This window comes from Sphingobacterium hungaricum, from assembly GCF_015210005.1.
Classification (GTDB): Bacteria; Bacteroidota; Bacteroidia; order Sphingobacteriales; family Sphingobacteriaceae; genus Sphingobacterium; species Sphingobacterium hungaricum.
Window position 1 is genome coordinate 379,458 of the sequence record NZ_MU158698.1, and the last position, 18,114, is coordinate 397,571.

At 38.1% G+C, this 18,114-nt stretch carries 17 protein-coding genes; 3 read left to right on the forward strand and 14 right to left on the reverse strand.

Annotated elements, in window-relative coordinates; all coding sequences use genetic code 11:
• Window positions 1-39 precede the first annotated feature (39 nt).
• The 4 genes from C4F49_RS04775 to C4F49_RS04790 are packed head-to-tail and all read right to left on the reverse strand — an operon-like array spanning window position 40 to window position 7,119.
• Window positions 40-1,311: a glucose-1-phosphate adenylyltransferase gene (locus tag C4F49_RS04775; RefSeq protein WP_196934740.1), complete on the reverse strand. Its 1,272-nt coding sequence runs from the start codon at window positions 1,309-1,311 to the stop codon at window positions 40-42.
• A 1-nt stretch (window position 1,312) separates the two neighbouring features.
• The gene (locus tag C4F49_RS04780; protein ID WP_196934741.1) at window positions 1,313-2,728 is read right to left on the reverse strand and encodes a glycogen synthase; all 1,416 of its coding nucleotides are present in this window, start codon (window positions 2,726-2,728) and stop codon (window positions 1,313-1,315) included.
• A 4-nt stretch (window positions 2,729-2,732) separates the two neighbouring features.
• Complete coding sequence (gene glgB / locus C4F49_RS04785) at window positions 2,733-4,643, reverse strand: 1,4-alpha-glucan branching protein GlgB (RefSeq protein WP_196934742.1); 1,911 nt, start codon at window positions 4,641-4,643, stop codon at window positions 2,733-2,735.
• Window positions 4,644-4,662: 19 nt separating this feature from the next.
• Entirely contained in the window at window positions 4,663-7,119 is a 2,457-nt protein-coding gene (locus C4F49_RS04790) for a glycoside hydrolase family 31 protein (protein ID WP_196934743.1), read from the reverse strand.
• Between the two features lie 274 nt (window positions 7,120-7,393).
• On the opposite strand from C4F49_RS04790, the gene queA reads away from it, so the two are divergent.
• Window positions 7,394-8,443 (forward strand): tRNA preQ1(34) S-adenosylmethionine ribosyltransferase-isomerase QueA, encoded by a 1,050-nt coding sequence (gene queA, locus C4F49_RS04795; protein ID WP_196934744.1) that lies wholly within the window; start codon window positions 7,394-7,396, stop codon window positions 8,441-8,443.
• Between the two features lie 66 nt (window positions 8,444-8,509).
• Window positions 8,510-9,205, forward strand: coding sequence for a 2-C-methyl-D-erythritol 4-phosphate cytidylyltransferase (locus C4F49_RS04800; RefSeq protein WP_196934745.1), 696 nt, complete (start codon window positions 8,510-8,512; stop codon window positions 9,203-9,205).
• Here the strand turns inward: C4F49_RS04800 and C4F49_RS04805 are convergent, their stop codons facing one another.
• From C4F49_RS04805 to C4F49_RS04845, 9 genes are all read right to left on the reverse strand, one after another.
• Entirely contained in the window at window positions 9,206-9,358 is a 153-nt protein-coding gene (locus C4F49_RS04805; protein WP_196934746.1) for a lmo0937 family membrane protein, read from the reverse strand. It lies immediately after the preceding gene.
• Between the two features lie 75 nt (window positions 9,359-9,433).
• On the reverse strand, window positions 9,434-10,198 hold the full coding sequence (locus tag C4F49_RS04810; protein WP_196934747.1) for an MBL fold metallo-hydrolase: 765 nt from the start codon (window positions 10,196-10,198) through the stop codon (window positions 9,434-9,436).
• Window positions 10,195-10,467 carry a hypothetical protein gene (locus tag C4F49_RS04815; protein ID WP_196934748.1) on the reverse strand — a complete coding sequence of 91 codons (273 nt, stop codon included), beginning with the start codon at window positions 10,465-10,467 and terminating at the stop codon, window positions 10,195-10,197. The genes C4F49_RS04810 and C4F49_RS04815 overlap by 4 nt, the downstream gene beginning before the upstream one ends.
• Before the next feature lie 40 nt (window positions 10,468-10,507).
• Window positions 10,508-11,515: a glycosyltransferase gene (locus tag C4F49_RS04820; RefSeq protein WP_196934749.1), complete on the reverse strand. Its 1,008-nt coding sequence runs from the start codon at window positions 11,513-11,515 to the stop codon at window positions 10,508-10,510.
• A gap of 1 nt (window position 11,516) precedes the next feature.
• Window positions 11,517-12,467 carry a glycosyltransferase family 2 protein gene (locus tag C4F49_RS04825; RefSeq protein WP_196934750.1) on the reverse strand — a complete coding sequence of 317 codons (951 nt, stop codon included), beginning with the start codon at window positions 12,465-12,467 and terminating at the stop codon, window positions 11,517-11,519.
• Between the two features lie 33 nt (window positions 12,468-12,500).
• Window positions 12,501-13,118: a DUF4199 domain-containing protein gene (locus C4F49_RS04830; RefSeq protein ID WP_196934751.1), complete on the reverse strand. Its 618-nt coding sequence runs from the start codon at window positions 13,116-13,118 to the stop codon at window positions 12,501-12,503.
• Window positions 13,119-13,121: 3 nt separating this feature from the next.
• Window positions 13,122-13,790, reverse strand: coding sequence for a hypothetical protein (locus C4F49_RS04835; protein WP_196934752.1), 669 nt, complete (start codon window positions 13,788-13,790; stop codon window positions 13,122-13,124).
• Window positions 13,791-13,795: 5 nt separating this feature from the next.
• A complete protein-coding gene (locus C4F49_RS04840) occupies window positions 13,796-15,061 on the reverse strand; it encodes a dihydroorotase (RefSeq protein WP_196934753.1) in 1,266 nt (421 codons plus the stop codon).
• 202 nt (window positions 15,062-15,263) lie between these two features.
• Window positions 15,264-15,833: a UbiX family flavin prenyltransferase gene (locus C4F49_RS04845; protein ID WP_196934754.1), complete on the reverse strand. Its 570-nt coding sequence runs from the start codon at window positions 15,831-15,833 to the stop codon at window positions 15,264-15,266.
• 323 nt (window positions 15,834-16,156) lie between these two features.
• Here C4F49_RS04845 and C4F49_RS04850 point away from each other — a divergent pair, with 323 nt between their 5' ends.
• On the forward strand, window positions 16,157-16,807 hold the full coding sequence (locus C4F49_RS04850) for an ankyrin repeat domain-containing protein (RefSeq protein WP_196934755.1): 651 nt from the start codon (window positions 16,157-16,159) through the stop codon (window positions 16,805-16,807).
• On the opposite strand, the gene C4F49_RS04855 is transcribed toward C4F49_RS04850, so the two are convergent.
• Window positions 16,804-18,090, reverse strand: coding sequence for a DUF2851 family protein (locus C4F49_RS04855; protein WP_196934756.1), 1,287 nt, complete (start codon window positions 18,088-18,090; stop codon window positions 16,804-16,806). The genes C4F49_RS04850 and C4F49_RS04855 overlap by 4 nt on opposite strands.
• Between the last annotated feature and the right edge of the window lie 24 nt (window positions 18,091-18,114).

Consider the following 18,114-nt stretch of genomic DNA (forward strand, 5'->3'; position numbering starts at 1 on the left):
AATTTTCAGCCTTTTGCTTTACAATAAATTCTATTTTATCTAACAGCCAATGGTAACCCCATTTGCAATTACTGCTTCTTTTTTAACGACGACAATTCCATCGACAACCGAATGTGTCTTATAATCACCTTCCACTAAATGCTTCCCTCCTTTTATTCGGACATCATTTCCAATACGGCAATTTTTATCCAAAATCGCATTTTCAATGTAACAACGTTCTCCGACTCCAACTGGCGGCGGCGCTTGCGAAGTTGTCATTTCAATGACTTCGTCCAATTGCTCATAATAATCGCTACCCATCATATAAGTCGATTTAATAACCGTACCGTTTCCTATTCGCGAACGAACGCCAATAACAGAGCGATCGATCTTATCGCCACTGACAATACAGCCATCTGCAATAATCGCATTGTTCAATGTTGTTCCCGACACTTTAGACGGCGGCAACATGCGCGCACGCGTGAACACGGTTTCATTAAACAAATCAAATGAAGGAATATCATCCGTTAAGCCGATGTTCGCTTCAAAAAAGGATGCTATGGTTCCGATATCAGTCCAATATCCGTCAAATTGATAACTCAATACACGTTTTTCGCCAATCGACTCAGGAATAATTTCTTTTCCAAAATCCATCCCAGGATTATCTGCCAAAATCTGCTTTAAAACCCCTTTAGAAAAAACATAAATCCCCATCGAAGCCAAATAATTCCTGCCCTTCTTTTGCATATCCGGAGAAACTTCCGAACTCCAATCTGGCAATAAATCAGAACTAGGTTTTTCGATAAAAGAGGTAATTTCGTTATCCTCATTGGACTTCAAAATTCCAAATCCCGTCGCTTCCCGCTCATGCACAGGAATTGTCGCAATAGTTATTTCACTTCCATTCTCGACGTGAAAATCCACCAACGCTGCATAATCCATTTGATACAATTGATCGCCAGAAAGGATCAATACGTAATCGTAATCGACGTTATGCAAGTTTTTCTGCGTTCTTCTAACCGCATCGGCAGTTCCTTCGAACCAACGGTCGCCATCAGCGGTTTGTTCGGCTGCCAAAATATCGACAAAACCTTTACTGAAAATACTGAAATTATATGAATTTTTGATGTGCTTATTCAGCGAAGCTGAATTGTATTGCGTAAGCACAAAAATCTTGTTGTATCCAGAATTCAAACAATTTGAAATCGGGATATCTACTAAACGATACTTCCCTGCAATTGGAACTGCAGGTTTTGAACGTTGATCTGTCAATGGAAACAAACGAGTTCCTCGACCTCCACCTAAAACGATTGAAACTACTTTATGCGCCATATTAATTAAGTATTCGGTTATACAATTCTACATATTTTGCGGCCGATTGATCCCATGAGAAATCAAGTTCCATTGCCATTTTCCTCGTTTTATCCAACGAGGGTTTATCTTCCACCAAGCCCAATGCTCGTTCAATCGCAACGACTGCTTCATCTGCATTGACTTCGTCAAAGACAAATCCATAGCCATTATTTTCAACATCAATAACCGTATCTTTTAATCCACCTGTATTTCTAACGATGGGCAAGGTACCATATTTCAATGCATACAATTGGTTCAAGCCGCAAGGCTCTACTCGGGACGGCATAATCAGCAAATCCGCCGCAGCATAAACTTCATGCGCTAAGCTTTCATTGTAGCCAAAGAAACAAGCAAACTTACCGACGTAGTCCGGCAGTAGGTTTTCAAGACCTTCTTTAGTTTCTGCTTCTCCCGAACCTAATATAAAAATAATTAAATTATTATTTGCATTAGAAAATAGTTTCTTTATAATAGACGGTAAAATATCGGCTCCTTTCTCTCCAGCAAAACGCCCGATATAAGCCATTAAGGGTTTTGAAGGATCTAAACCATATTTTTTTGCAAATGCCTTTTTGCTATCCGTCTTACCTTTTTTGACACCTTTGATAGTGTAGTTTGGTGAGATTAAAGTGTCGGTCGCAGGGTTCCAAATATCGGTATCTATGCCATTCACAATGCCATAGCCCTTTGACCGTTCAGCATAAAACAATTGATCCAATCCATTCGCCTCGTTAAACAATTCTTTCAAATACCCTTCTGAAACAGTCGTGTAGCTATCACAGCATTTGATGGCCGTGGCCAATGGATTGATAAAACCATCCCAATCCAGCAAACCCCATTTCCAGGTATCAAACTGAGGAAGCAAAATCCCTTTATTCCAATTTACGGTTCCATGGTATTGTCCATTATGGACTGTCGCAATTGTTTTTACAACGTTAAAACTTCGGAACTCTTCCGTATGTTTTGTCAAGAAAGGAATCAATCCGACGTGATGATCATGACAATGCATTACATCAGGCATTATGCCATTTGTTTTTAAGTAATGTAACGACGCATGCTGAAAAGCGATCCATTGTTCCGCTTCATCCGGATACATATACACTTCATCGCGGTCTAATTTTCCAGGGATTTTAACCAAATAGACCGGAAACCCGAGTACATCATCCTTCTCCTTTAGAATTTCATAGTTTAACAATTCGGATCCTTGATAAATCGCACCGGTAGCTACAAGATCAAATTCATGATTTTGAACGAAAGGTTTGTTGTACCAGGGCATAATTAAGCTCGCATCGATACCTAATTTCCGTTGGTATTTAGGCAATGCGCCAACAACATCTGCTAAGCCCCCAACTTTCGCAATCGGGTAACATTCTACACTAAAATGAATTACTTTCATAAATTTATTTAGCTTGTTTAAGAATAAGACCACTTAACGGAGGAACAGATACGCTGATCGAAAAAGGCTGATTCATCCACGGAAGCTCTTCCGAATCGGAAACTTCCACCGGATAGTCAGAACCATAATACGCTTCGCTATCGGAGTTCAATAAGACTTCCCATTTGCCAGCAAATGGAACACCAATCCTATACTCATTCCGGACAGTTGGCGTCAGGTTAAGAATAACCAATAATTGATCTTTCGGGTCATTTCCTTTTCTCAAATAAACAAAAACGCTATTCAAATGATCGCCTAATTCGACCCATTCAAAGCCATCGCCTTGAAAAGACTTTTCGTATAAGGCTGGCTGTTCCTTGTAAATTGAATTTAAGGAATGAATAAATTTTAATGTTTTTTTATGGGGTTCATATTCTAGCAAATGGAAATCCAATGATTGGTTTACATTCCATTCCGAAGTCTGGCCAAATTCAGAACCCATGAACAAAAGTTTCGTGCCCGAAAAGGTAAACATATACAAATACAGCGCCCGAAGGTTAGCAAATTTCTGCCATTCATCGCCAGGCATTTTATAAATCAACGACTCTTTGCCATGCACGACTTCATCGTGCGAAAATGGCAACATAAAGTTCTCATGAAACGCATAGACTGTTCCAAAAGTCATTTTATCATGATGATATTTTCGGTTGATCGGATCTTCTTTAAAATAACTGAGCGTATCATTCATCCAGCCCATCATCCATTTCATTCCAAAACCTAATCCATTAGCAAATGTCGGCTTGGTCACGCCAGGCCATGATGTGGATTCTTCGGCAATAGAATGTACGTCAGGAAAATGCAGATATACCGCTTCATTAAATTCTTTCAGAAAATGTACGGCCTCTAGGTTTTCCCTTCCTCCAAATTCATTGGGAATCCATTCATTTTCCTTACGCGAATAATCCAAATACAGCATCGAAGCAACAGCGTCTACGCGCAAGCCGTCCACATGATAGCGCTCGAGCCAAAACAAGGCATTACTGATTAGAAAAGACCGGACTTCATTTCGACCATAATTAAAAATATAAGATTTCCAATCAGGATGAAATCCTTTGCGCCGATCTTCATGTTCATACAAATAACTTCCATCGAAGCGATGCAAGCCATGAGCATCTTCAGGAAAATGCGAAGGAACCCAATCCAGAATAACGCCAATATTGTTTTTATGAAGTTCTTCGATTAAAAACATTAAATCTTGCGGAGAACCATAGCGTGAGGTGGCTGCAAAATAACCTGTGATCTGATAACCCCAAGATGGATAATAAGGATGCTCCATCACAGGCAAAAATTCTACGTGCGTGAAGCCTGCTTCCAATATGTAAGGAACTAGTGCCTTCGCAATGTCGCGGTAATTCAGAAATTCTTCTGGATTAGCAGGACTGCGCATCCAGGAGCCTAAGTGCATTTCATAAACTGAAACTGGTTTATTCAATCCGACACGCGCTCCCCTTTCCTTTAACCATTCCGAATCCTCCCATTCGTACCAAGTTGTTGACACAATGGAGGCTGTTCTAGGTGGCAATTCTGCTTTCAGCGCGAAAGGATCCGCCTTTTCAAGCTTTTCTCCCTGATTTGAGACAATTTGGTATTTATAAATTTCTCCATTCTTCAGGCCAGGAATAAAACCTTCCCATATCCCACTTTCATCCCAGCGCACAAATAATTTGTGCGTGTGTGGATTCCATGCATTAAAATTCCCAGCAACTGCGACGGAACTTGCATTCGGTGCCCATACCGAGAAATAAACGCCCTCGACACCATTCACATCAATTACGTGCGAACCAAACTTCTCATACAATTTAAAATGTTTACCGGATCGAAATAAAGAAACGTCGAAATCCGTAAACAAGGAATACACTTCTACATATTGGCTCATTAGTTGGTTTATTACTTGATTATTGAATAAGTACTTTTCTAAAATCCTTTTCTACGACAGCAATAGAAACCCCTTGATCATCTTTTTGAACCTGCACCTTCACACCATCCACATTAACGGATTGAGGCTCGAATGGCAAACCAATCAAATGAAGAACGCAACTATCATAACGTTCCGTATAAAGACCTTCGATTGTCTGTAAAATCGTCAATGAATTTTCAGTCCCTTGAGTAATGATGTGCTTTTCCAAAAACACATTTTGCTCATAAGCAAATGTATCGCCATGGTCTGTGTAGATATACGAATCAGTTTCACCGATTGTGAAAAACACATTCAATTTCATAGAATCGATCCGATGTTCGCCAGTATATTGCATTACAGGATATTCCGGAATAACACTTCCACCCTTCATAAAAATCGGCATTTCATCTAACGGAGTATCGATAGTGTGCTCTTGCGATCCTTTATACACTTGATTATTGAAATAGTAGTACCAATCACCTTCCGGAAGATAAACGACTTTATTGGTCTGGTTCGGATGTAATACCGGAGATACCAAAATGTTATCTCCAAATCCGAACTCTTCTTCACGAAGCATATTTTTTTGAACATGCTGTTCCAGCAAAGCTATCGGACGCAAAATCGGCTCACCGTATTTATGCTGCTGCCAAAAAATAGAATAGATATAAGGCAGTAGTTTGTAACGAAGTTCAATGAATTTCTTGCAGATTGCTTCCCATTCTGGACCAAAACTCCAAGGTTCGCGATCGCGGGTATCACCTGCTGAGTGAACGCGCATAAATGGAGAAAACACGCCAAATTGCATCCAGCGAGTGTATAATTCACCATCTGGCTCACCCGTAAATCCGCCAATATCGGTTCCACAAAATGAAAGCCCGGAGACAGACAAACGTTGCAATTGCAATGTTCCTAAACGGAGGTGCTCCCAAGTTGCAATATTATCGCCCGTCCAAACGGATGAATAACGCTGTACCCCTGAATAGGCTGCACGCGTAATCGTAAATGGACGTTTATTTTTATATAACTTTTTTAAACCATCGTAAGTGGCGCGAACCATCTGCATACCGTACACGTTATGTGCTTTTCTATGCGATCCGCGATGTCCTTCAATGTGATGGCGCACATCATCTGGAAATGTACCACGTCCGAAAACTGCAGGCTCATTCATATCATTCCAGAATCCGGCTACACCATCATCTACTAAGCCTTTGTAGAGATTCCCCCACCATTCACGGACTTTCGGATTCGTAAAATCAGGAAATTGACAACGCCCTGGCCACACATAACCTTCCATGAAATAATCATCACCACGGCGACAGAAATAATTGTTTTCTTTTCCTTCCTTAAACACCCAGTAATTATCATCGACTTTTATTCCCGGATCGATCATGACAACAGTCTTAAAACCATTCGCCGCCAGATCGCTGATCATTTTCTTTGGATTCGGAAAATAATGTTTATTCCAAGTAAAACAGCGGTATCCATCCATGTAATCGATATCCAAATACATCGCATCACATGGTATCTCTCTTTTGCGGAATTCATTCGCTACTTCACGAACGCGTTGATCTGGATAATAAGACCAGCGACATTGGTGATAACCTATAGCCCACATTGGGGGCTGTTGGTGTGTTCCAGTCAAGCTATGGTATCTTTTTACAACATCCATGATTTGAGGGCCGTGGATGTAATAATATTGCATCTCACCGCCTTCTGACCAAAAACTTGTATGGTCTTTATGTTCAGCACCAAAATCGAAAAACGTTTTGAATGTATTATCGAAGAAAATACCGTAGGCATCTCCACTCGTAACACCAATGTAGAAAGGAATCGTTTTATACAGCGGATCCTGATTGAATGCGTAAGCATAGGTATCCGAATTCCAGTTTTTGTACCTTCTTCCTCGAAGATTCAAGTTTGTTGCTTTGTCGCCTAATCCAAAATACACTTCATCCTCTTTCGCTTCTTTGCTGCAATACACATAATAGCCACCGAAGTCAGGACTTTCTTCCCAATGCATCGGCGCATGATCTGTATTGAATTCTTTATACTGCTTATCCTGAAAAGAAACTAGGAAAGAAGATTTTTCAATTAAACAGACCACCGTATTGGTTTTCACTTTGTAATAGCGTTCATCATCTTCAATCGTATGAGAAACATATTGTTCCTCCCTTTTAGCGAGTGCATAAGAGAAATCAGCCAAAAAGGAACCTTGGGGAGCTAATCGGACACGAATAATTTCTTCGGTCACCACTTTCACTTCAACGCGCGATCTTCCATCTGAAAATAGATAAGAATTGCCTTCCTGTACATAATTTTTAACTGATGAAAGATATTTTTTCTCTATTTGAGGTAAATCCAAAACCGGATTGTTTACGTGCTGTATATTACCGTCTAAGGATTCTTCAGCCAGCAAATCATTTGCGAAATCTTCTTTTTTAATCGTATCTGCCATTTTAATCTCTTGTAACTCGTTTAGTATGATTTTATTGTTGCAGTTAAATTACAATAATTTTCGTAAAAAAAGAGTTATTAATTAAATGATTCGTTTATTCTACTGACAGAAAAATCTGAATTTCTTAAAATCAGCAAATCCATTGCTTAGGAACTGATTCTAATCAGAATAATAAAACAAAAACATAGAGAATCCGTTAAAAAATATGTACCTTTGTATTCTTTTTTAACACCATCTTTAAGATGGACATTTAAATGCATTATCGAAATTAAAGATGAAATTATCTCAATTTAACTTCAATTTACCCGAGTCTTTATTGGCTTCAGAGCCAACCGAAAACCGTGACGAATCCCGTTTAATGGTTTTACACCGTGATTCAGGTAAAATAGAACATAAAATTTTTAAAGATGTGTTGAACTATTTTGACGACAAAGACGTCATGATATTGAACGACACGAAAGTATTTCCTGCACGCATGTATGGAAATAAAGAAAAAACCGGAGCTACAATCGAAGTCTTTTTGTTAAGAGAATTAAATAAAGAACTTCGCTTATGGGACGTATTAGTTGACCCAGCTCGTAAAATCCGCGTAGGTAACAAATTATATTTTGGCGACGATGATTTATTAGTTGCCGAGGTTGTGGACAACACCACATCACGTGGACGTACTATCCGTTTTTTATTCGACGGAACGGATGAAGAATTCAGACGCAACATCGAAATCTTAGGAGAAACTCCGCTTCCAAAATACATCAAACGTAAAGCAACGCTAGAAGACAAATTCAGATACCAAACCATCTATGCAAAAAATGAAGGCGCTGTTGCAGCACCGACTGCTGGTTTGCACTTTTCAAGAGAATTGATGAAAAGATTGGAACTAAAAGGCGTTGAGTTCGCTGAAGTAACATTACACGTTGGTTTAGGAACGTTCCGTACGGTTGAAGTAGAAGATTTGACGAAACACAAAATGGATTCCGAGCAATTTATTATCAGCGAGGAAGCTGCTAAAACTGTGAATAAAGGAATCGATGCTAAACAAAGAATCTGTGCTGTAGGAACAACTTCCATGCGTGCAATCGAATCTTCGGTATCAGCAGATAAACATTTAAAACCTATTTCAGATTGGACAAGTAAATTTATTTACCCTCCATACGATTTCAGTATTGCAAATTCAATGATTACAAATTTCCACACGCCTCAGTCTACCCTATTGGTTATGATTGCAGCATTTGGAGGTTATGAAAATGTAATGAATGCTTATGAAGTTGCGGTTAAAGAGAAATATAGATTTTATAGCTATGGCGATGCCATGTTAATTATCTAAATCTTCAAAAAGTTGATAACTTTGAAACGTGAATAATTTTATTCACGTTTTTTTATGCGATAGCTTATGGAAATTAAGAATTTTGTATTGATTGCAGCAGGCGGAACTGGATCCAGAATGGGAAAACAGCTTCCTAAGCAGTTTTTATTGCTTGATGGAAAACCTGTTTTGATGCATACTTTATCTCAATTTAACAAAGCTAAAACGCCTGCCGAACTGATTGTAATTTTATCCGATGAGATGAAAGAATATTGGAAATCGTTATGCGTAACGCATAATTTTTCCATCCCCCACAAAGTTGTTTCTTCTGGTAATTCAAGATTTCAAAGCATCAAAAATGGACTTGACTTTATTGCAAAAACTTATCCTTGGGATAGTATTGGATTGATTTCTGTTCACGATGGCGCAAGACCAATTATTGAGCCTCAATTGATTGATCAATCATTTCATGCCTGCAAAGAATATGGAACAGCAGTTTGTGCTACGCAAAGCACAAATTCCATACGCATCGGAAATCATAACGCAAGCAATGCAGTTGATCGAGATGAAGTCTGGATTATTCAAACTCCTCAAGTATTTAGATCAGAAATTCTGTTTAAAGCTTACTCGCAAGAAGAAGACCCATTATTTACGGATGATTCGAGTGTAGTAGAGAAAATGGGCAATACCATCTATCTGATTGAAGGTGATAATAAGAACATTAAAATTACCTACAAAGAAGATCTTGCTATTGCCCAGTTATACTTGAATAATTTGACTTGATTAGGCGTTACCCCTAATAATTCTTAATAATACGACAATAATTGCAATCACCAATAGGATGTGTATGATTCCACCCGTTGCGTATCCCCCCAAAAAACTAATAGCCCAAATAATGACTAAAATTACTGCGATAATGTACAAAATGTTTCCCATGACTGTTAAGTTTAAATTAATTGTTCTTTGGTTATAAGAACAGCCTGGAATTGATTTTGTTTTAATATTTTTTAATTATACCCATAATTTTAAGCCATCATAAGCAATTTTAATATCGTCTGGGAGCAGATTTCTTATCTCCTCATGAGTTCCGAACCGATGGCTAATGTGGGTTAAATAAGTCACTTCAGGCTTGATGGATTGCGCAATAGCAATTGCTTCGTTCATGGTCAAATGTGAAATATGAGGTTCTTGCTGTAGCGCATTTAAGACCAATACTTTGACTCCTTTTAACAGCCCCATGGATTCTTCAGAAATAGTTTTTGCATCCGTCACATAAGCAAAATCATCAATCCTAAATCCTAAAACGGGCATTTTGTAATGCATCACCTCTATCGGCAAGATATCTTTATCGAATAGCTCAAATGCTTTTCCAGCTTCTATTTCTTCCAATTCAAGCTGTGGAATGCCAGGGTATTTATGTTCGCTGAAAGCATAGTAAAACTCTCTTCTCAACGATTCATGCGTAGCATGAGTACTAAAAATAGGAATGGATTGCTGTTGCTGATAATTGAATGCCCGCACATCATCCAAACCAGCAATATGATCTTTATGCGCGTGGGTCATCAAAACAGCTTCTAAATGCTGTACATTTTCGCGCAACATCTGCCAGCGGAAATCTGGGCCTGTATCGACTACAATATTTTTATCATTGTATTCAATCAGGATAGACGACCGAAGTCTTTTATCATGCTTATCAACGGAACGGCATACCGCACAATTGCAAGCAATAACAGGCACGCCCTGAGAAGTTCCGGTTCCTAAAAATGTGATGTTCAAAAAGTAAGATTTGTTTGTTTAACGGATAAATAAAATGCTCTCTGTTTTTCTGTTAATGATGATTGATCCGCATCAATTTCTTGAACCAATTCGGACAAAGCCTGAATTTTCACTTCCAGATTTGAAAACTTATTCACCACAATAATTTTTGACGATAATAATTTACAGGCACCAGTTTTGAAATTGCCTTTTTCATACCTTATTTTATAACCTAGGTCTTTTAATAAAGTTTCTAATTTATCTAAATAATGTGCGGTATAACTTAGCATTTCAACAGACAAGATAACAAATTACCTGAATGAATACTGCCTATTTCGATTTTTTATTTAAAATGAAGGAGTCGAGATAGTTTCTTAAAAATCCAAATCCATAGGCAAATAGCTGAGTGAAACTTGCGACAATAGATAATAGGGCCACATAAAGACTTTTAGTTTTTACCAGAGCATGCAAAAACAACAAAACTACATATAGGAAAAACAACGAATTCCCCAACCAAGCTAATTTGTGCAAAAAGTCGATATCATTAAATGTCAATAAATTGATAGCATTAATTCCTAAAAGTGCGAAAAAGCAGATCACAAAAACAGATGGCAAGGCATGCACCCATTTTAGTTCAGAAGGAAATAGTTTATAAATTTCTATCCTGCCCTTTCCAAAGCGATAAGTTTGCCAAAAGAACTGCTGGAAATTTGCCCTTCGTTTGTGGTAAACAAAGGCATCTGGAATCAATCCGACTTTAAAATTTTGCTGGATCATCCGAATGCTGAATTCGATATCTTCCGATTGGCGCGAAAGCAGAAAACCATTGGTTTCTTCATACACTTTCCTAGAAATCCCCATATTGAAACTTCTTGGATGAAACTGGCCGACATGTTTTTTATTCCCTCGAATTCCGCCCGTTGTGAATGGACTGGTCATGGAATAACTGATGGCTTTCTGAATGGAAGTAAACGATTCATGGGCCGCGTCAGGACCTCCAAAAGCGTCCCAGTGATGCTCATTCAAACCCGCAATCACCTTTTCAAAATAATCTGAAGGAACTAAAATATCGGAATCAAAAACGATAAAGTAATTGCCTTGCGCATGTGCGAACCCAAAATTCCTAGCAAAACCCTGACCCTCATTCTCTTTATAGAAATACCGGACGTTCAGCTGATCCTGAAAACTTTCAATTAGTTTTTCTGCACGATTGGACGACCCGTCCTCCACAATAATCACTTCAAAGTTAGTATAGCTCTGAGTAACTAACGAAGCCAAAAGTTCTTTAATTTCCTGAGGCCTGTTATAAAGTGGTATAATGACAGAAAAAAAATACATTCTAGATAACTTGATCTATGTGGTAATTATTTCTATCCGTACTATTTCTTGAAACAAGTTCGGCAATAAATCCAGTCATGAACAATTGAGAACCTAAAATTATTGCGACGAGCGAAAGAAAAAACAAAGGCTGATCGGTTACGTTTCTATACGGTGAACCATCCGCAATGCTCATCAGCTTTTCGATGATTAAATAAAAGGTAATAAAAAATCCAATTAAAAAACTGATTACACCAATAGGCCCGAAGAAATGCATTGGGCGCTTACCGAATTTTCCAACAAAGAAGATGGAAAGCAAATCCAAAAATCCTTTTACAAAACGGCCAGGGCCGAATTTTGTGGTCCCGTACTTTCTAGGATAATGCTGAACAACTTGTTCCTGAATGTTGGTAAATCCAGCCCATTTTGCTAAAACCGGAATATAACGATGCATTTCACCATATACCTCAATGCTTTTGACAACATCTTTTTTATACGCCTTTAATCCGCAATTGAAGTCATGTAAATTATTGATTCCAGACATCTTGCGAGTCACAGAATTGAAAAGCTTCGTCGGAATGGTCTTGGTTAATGGATCGTAGCGCTTTTGCTTCCAGCCAGAAACTAAATCAGCTCCTTGATTCAAAACGCGGTCATACAATTCAGGAATTTCATCAGGACTATCTTGCAGATCCGCATCCATTGTAATGACAACATCACCCTGAGCCGCAGCAAAACCAACATTTAAGGCTGCTGATTTTCCATAATTCCTCCTGAACCGGACTCCGGTAATGTTTTCATCCAAAGCTTTTAATTCCCGGATAACATTCCAAGAACCATCGTTACTGCCATCGTCAACCAAAACAATTTCATAAGAAAAATTATTTTGAATCATTACCCGTTTAATCCAAGCCGTAAGCTCTGGTAAGGATTCTGCCTCATTAAACAAAGGGATTACTACAGAAATATTCATTTACTCTTCCTATGAAATTATTTTGATGTGCTATTAAATTTGGTCTTTATTGTCTTGCCAAGCATGAGGATTGTCAGAAGATTCAACCTTAATAAATACAGGTTTTTCTCTTTTGAAAATTGCAGCTAAAACTAAAGCTAAGATGAAATAAGCAATTAAACTCACACCTAATCCTTTTAATATCTGACCAAAAGAAATAGTTCCTGCCGCTTCTTTAGTTTCTTCTAACATAGCAACCATGCTATCGATCTGTTCATCGTTTGTGCCCATCTTTTCCAAAGACTCAATCGTTAGATTCATCGTGTTATTAATGGATTCTTCTTGAACTTGAGGCATCGCAAAATTAAACAGAGAGATACCGACAATAGAAATAATCGCGCTTATAGCAAGCATGATGTAGATATTCTTCAACGCCGTACTAAAATCCCAGTAGCCACCGACATATTTTCGCAATGAATTAGCGAATATACAAGCGACAACGACAAACAACACATAATTTAACGCCGCTGAAATTGCGGATGAAAGAAATAATGATGTTGCAGACTTTAAAACGTATAAACTTATTATTGAAGCTACTAATGAAATGACACCTAGGATTACCCCATAGCTGATGGATTTCTTTTTAGGATCGATGGTTACAAATTCAGACATAATTTATTTGTTAAAGTTTATAATTAATTGATAGATTGCATTGTCGTATGATTTATTCAAAGCGCTAGCCGAAAAATCAGTTAGTTTTTCAGAAGAAGGATTTGGCTCTGTGAAGAAACTCATGATCGGATAGAATACATCCGCCAACTCATCTTCAATATCCAATGTTTTTGCTGTTTTCGCTATTTCTGCATAATCGCTTTCAATTAAAATCTGGTTAGCGATCACTTTTTCATATATACGATGTTCGTCCTGAAATTCATCATCTTCTACCAACAAGAATTCTTTCAGAAAATCGTCTAAACTAGGATTAACTTCTTCATCTGCACATTCGCGCAAGTATAAAAAGACATTAAGCAATTCGGTTCCGCGATCTAAGGTTTGGTCTTCGATCGATTCCCATTCTTCAGAATCTAAATAGTCTTCTTCTAATTTTTGAATATCTTCAGAGAAGAAATTGATCATCAACAAATCGAACGCAACTTCGCGCAATTCTTCGAACTGCTGATTGGTATCAAATGCCTCGTCCAACAAAGACACTTTATCCATAAATGGAGCTTCGGTGTCATAAATATTTTCCAATGTAGAAAAGAATGCTTTTCCATCAATGCCCTCTTCTTTTGCATAAGCTAGAAGTCCGGCTTCTAATGCATTTTTTACTTTTAAATCCATACTATTTAGTTGTTGAGGTTTAATTTATCATTATTAAAAACCGCTTTCACTTTTCCTTTTAATTCTTGTCCTAACAAAGGACTATTTTTCGATTTAGAATGATTGGTTTTTTCGTCGAAAACCCACGTTTCATCGATATTAAACAATACAAAATTAGCAGAAGAACCTTCTTCAAAATTCGGAACTTCGATATTCACCAACTTTCTTGGTGCAATCGCTAATTTTTCAACAATGGTTTCGGCCTCTAATCCTGCTTTGACTAAGATAGGCAAAACAGTTTGTAATCCAATAATTCCATTTTTTGCGATATGAAATTCCACATTTTTAAATTCAATCTCATGCGGCGTATGCTGTGAAACAATCGCATCGATTGTTCCATCTTTCAATCCTTTCAGTAAAGCCTTTACATCTTTTTTAGTTCGTAAAGGCGGGCTAACTTTGAAATTGCTATCAAAACTTACCACCTCTTCTTCTGTGAAATACAAATGATGGGCAGCGACATCGCAAGTAACTTTTAATCCTTTAGCTTTTGCTTTTTTTACTAAATCCACCGTATCTGCTGTCGAGATTGTCGTAAAATGGATAGATGAATCGTTATATTCCGCTAAATAAATATCGCGTGAAATCATTAATGTTTCCGCTAAATTTGGAATCCCTTTCATCCCCAAATAGGTACTGACGATTCCTTCATTCATTTTATTATCTGCCGCAATGGAATGGTCTTGAGGAAATGAAATGATTAAGCCATCAAATCCTTTGGCATACAATAGCGCGCGGTTCATTAAACCTGCCTCCTGAATACTTTTATTGCCGTCAGAAAATGCAATTGCACCATTGGATTGCATGTCGTACAATTCTGCCAGTTCTTTTCCTTCTCTATTTTTGCTGATGGATCCGATTGGGAACACATCCACTAAAAATCCTTTCGAAGAATTCACAATTAAACTCACTTCAGAACGGCTATGAATTGGAGGGGCCGTATTAGGTTGCACAGTAACTGCGGTAAAACCACCAGCCGCCGCGGCAGCCGCACCCGTTTTCAAATCCTCTTTAGTCTCCAAACCCGGTTCTCCAAAATTGGCGTTTAAATCAAAAAATCCAGCAGAAAGGTAACTGCCTTTTCCATCAATCGTTTCGATGCTTTTATCTGAGGAAATTTTCTTAGCAATTTTACTGATTCTGCCCTTTTCAATAAGAACGTCGACAACTTGATTGTGGTATTTGTTTTCTGGAGAAAGTAAAGTTGCTGAGTTTATTTGAAATGTGTTCATAAATATATTTTCTACGAAGTCAATTTGGGATAACTTGAGGATTGAGAGCGAATATTCTGCAGATTCATTGCTAAAAACAACCTCTTATTTTTAGAAAATGTATTTCTAAAAATAGGTAATTTTTGCAATACGCCAACAGAACATCTCATTGAGAAACAAAAGTACAAAAATCAATGAATTGTGTAACAAAAAACCTAAAAAACTATTCGCCCCACTGGTAACTTTTTATGTCCAAACCAGCTAAATGAAGACATCGGTCTATCACAGTGGCTGCTAAATCTTCGAAAGTCTTTGGCAAAGAATAAAATGATGGGCTTGCAGGGCTAATAATCGCACCCGCCTGAGTCAACAATGCCATGTTACTGATATGAATTGGGCTTAGAGGAGTTTCACGGGTAATGAGAATCAATTTTCTCCGTTCTTTCAACATCACATCCGCGGCGCGAGTGGTCAAATCAGAAGATATTCCATGCGCTATGCGTGCCAATGTCCCCATCGAACATGGACATACAAACATCGTATCGTAGTTGGCAGAACCGGATGCAAATGGAGCGAAAAAATCATTTTTTGCATAAACTTTAAACGGATAGTTTGCATATTCTTCATTTTGCAATTCGAATTTCCAAACATCTTTCGCATTGTCTGACATGACCACGCCCACGCTCTCGATCTGCTGATGCAACGCTTTTAGCTTATCCAACAACACTTTAGCATATATAGAACCGCTTGCTCCAGTGATTGCAACGACGATTTTCCGTTTTTTTTCTTCCATCAAAAACAAAGCTATAAAAAAAGGGTCGAATAAGAAATATTCGACCCTACATCTACCTATGAAAAACATGCCCTTGGGGAGGGCATTACAAATGTACATCAAGATTTTTTAATTTTTATATTTTTTTTAAAATTATCTTTGAAATTTGTAGATTTTTACCTACAAGAAAATTTCTTTAGTAAATCTCAAAAAAAGTTTCACTTTTTTGTCAAATTTTTTAAAAAATTGTTCAGATTGATTCAAACCTGCTTCCAATAAATTTGCCAAAACATACGTCAAATTAACATTTTTTTGCTTATTTCGTATAAATAAATAGCAATCAAATGAGTTTAACCGTTCTGGAGGAATATATTGAAACAGGTAATCACCAAGATTTGGACGTGCTGTTGCGCGCCAATCCTGAGCTTACAAAACAAAACACAAGTCACGACATCTCTCCCCTATTGCTTGCATGCTATTACAACAAACCTGTTATTGTTCAGACTATTTTAAAATACAGCAGCTCGCTAACCATTCATGAAGCTGCCGCTGCAGGACTTACAGAACAGGTCGATTTAATGGTCAAACAAAAACCAGAGGTTAAGGATGAACTTTCAAGCCATGGTTTTACGGCCTTGGGAATCGCTGCTCATTTCGGACGCGAAGATATCGTCCGTCTGTTATTGAAAAATCTGGCTGACCCAAACATTTCATCCCAAAACGGCTACAGCGTATTTCCGTTGCATGCCGCATTGAGCATAAATCATGATGGCATCGCCAAGATGTTGATTGAAGCAGGCGCTGAAGTCAATATTTTGCAAGCGTCCAGAATCACGCCGTTGCATTTAGCGGCTCAGCATGGAAATATTGATCTCATTATTATTTTATTAGAAAACGGCGCTGACATCACCGTCAAAAATGACTTCGGACTAACGGCTTCGGATTTAGCAGACGAAAAAGGCTATAAAGAGATCGCTTCAATACTTCAGGTTTAGATTTTTCGTTTCAAGATCGAAAGACCAATTGAACAGTCAAGGCAGTTTTTCTTTTCGCAATAACGTGCGTACAAATGAAGCAATGCCTGAGAATCAGAGGCATTCTTAGCTTGCAATCCCAATTCTTTAAACTTTTCCGTAATTGAGTTTTTTTCAGGTTTCAGATCTGACAGCCAACGGATTGCCTTTTCAATGAACATCGGATTATCCGAATATTTCCCGTAGGAGAACACAAGCACCGAAAAACAATTGATGACCAGATGTTCAATAAAAGCAGGGCTCCAATTTGTGGAATGCCGGTTTGTTGTTTTTGAAAACCTAAAATGATTTTCCCAATAAACATGCATTGTGAAGGGCTTAAAAAACGCTGTAAAATTTGTAGCTGCATCCATCTCAATTATTTTGGAAAAGAATGAGGGAAATTCAGCGTAAAAACAACAAAGCTGGGCGATTCGATAGGTTGGAAAATTATAGGGCCGCATGCGCAAGAATTTCCATTCTTCAGCATTCATCTGATTGAAATGATAAACAGCTTTCAAATGACGGTAAGTTAATTGCAAGGATAAATAATAGTCATCACCTTCATCCTCTTCCAAAAAACCCGCCTGACCAAAACAGAGCGCCTCAATTTTCACTTTATCTGCGCGAAATTTTTGGAACAATTTGATGTCAATTAGTTCAGCAAGCTTAAGAAATGCTTCAGCATTTACTTTCATCCCAAACGAACGGCACAAAAGCATAAACGCAGCCTTTTCCCAATCCGATTGATGCGACGCAAGGTATTTTTGAACAGCATCAAATTTCAGCTCCAATCGTTCAATACTCATGCGCTGGAGCAAGTTCAGCTTAAGCAACCCATCAACTTCAGGCAATTGCTTTGCGCAAGGAATCCAGCGTTTGGAAGATATCAATTCACTGTAATTGACAAGCACATTGGCATCCACATAATGGCTTAAAATCAGCGTTGGTATTTCAGTTCCATCTGCCCGTCGACAGGGAATCAAATTTTCCCAAATAACGTGTAAAATAACATTGTTGTAGGCAGGGTCTGAATCGTGTTGATGCTGGTACCAATCCTGACCAGTCAAATGGATTTCCACATGACCGACCCATTCCGCTAATCCAATCTGTATTTTGGAATAAAGAAAATCTGGACCGGCATTTTTATTATGCTGGCCTACGCCAACAACCCTGATTTTCTCTCCGTCAGCAGAGAACAAATCCAGTGATTGATAGAGCCTAAACTGCCAAATAAAATGAAGTAATTCTTCCTTAAACAACATAGATAAATATACTGTTATCTAATT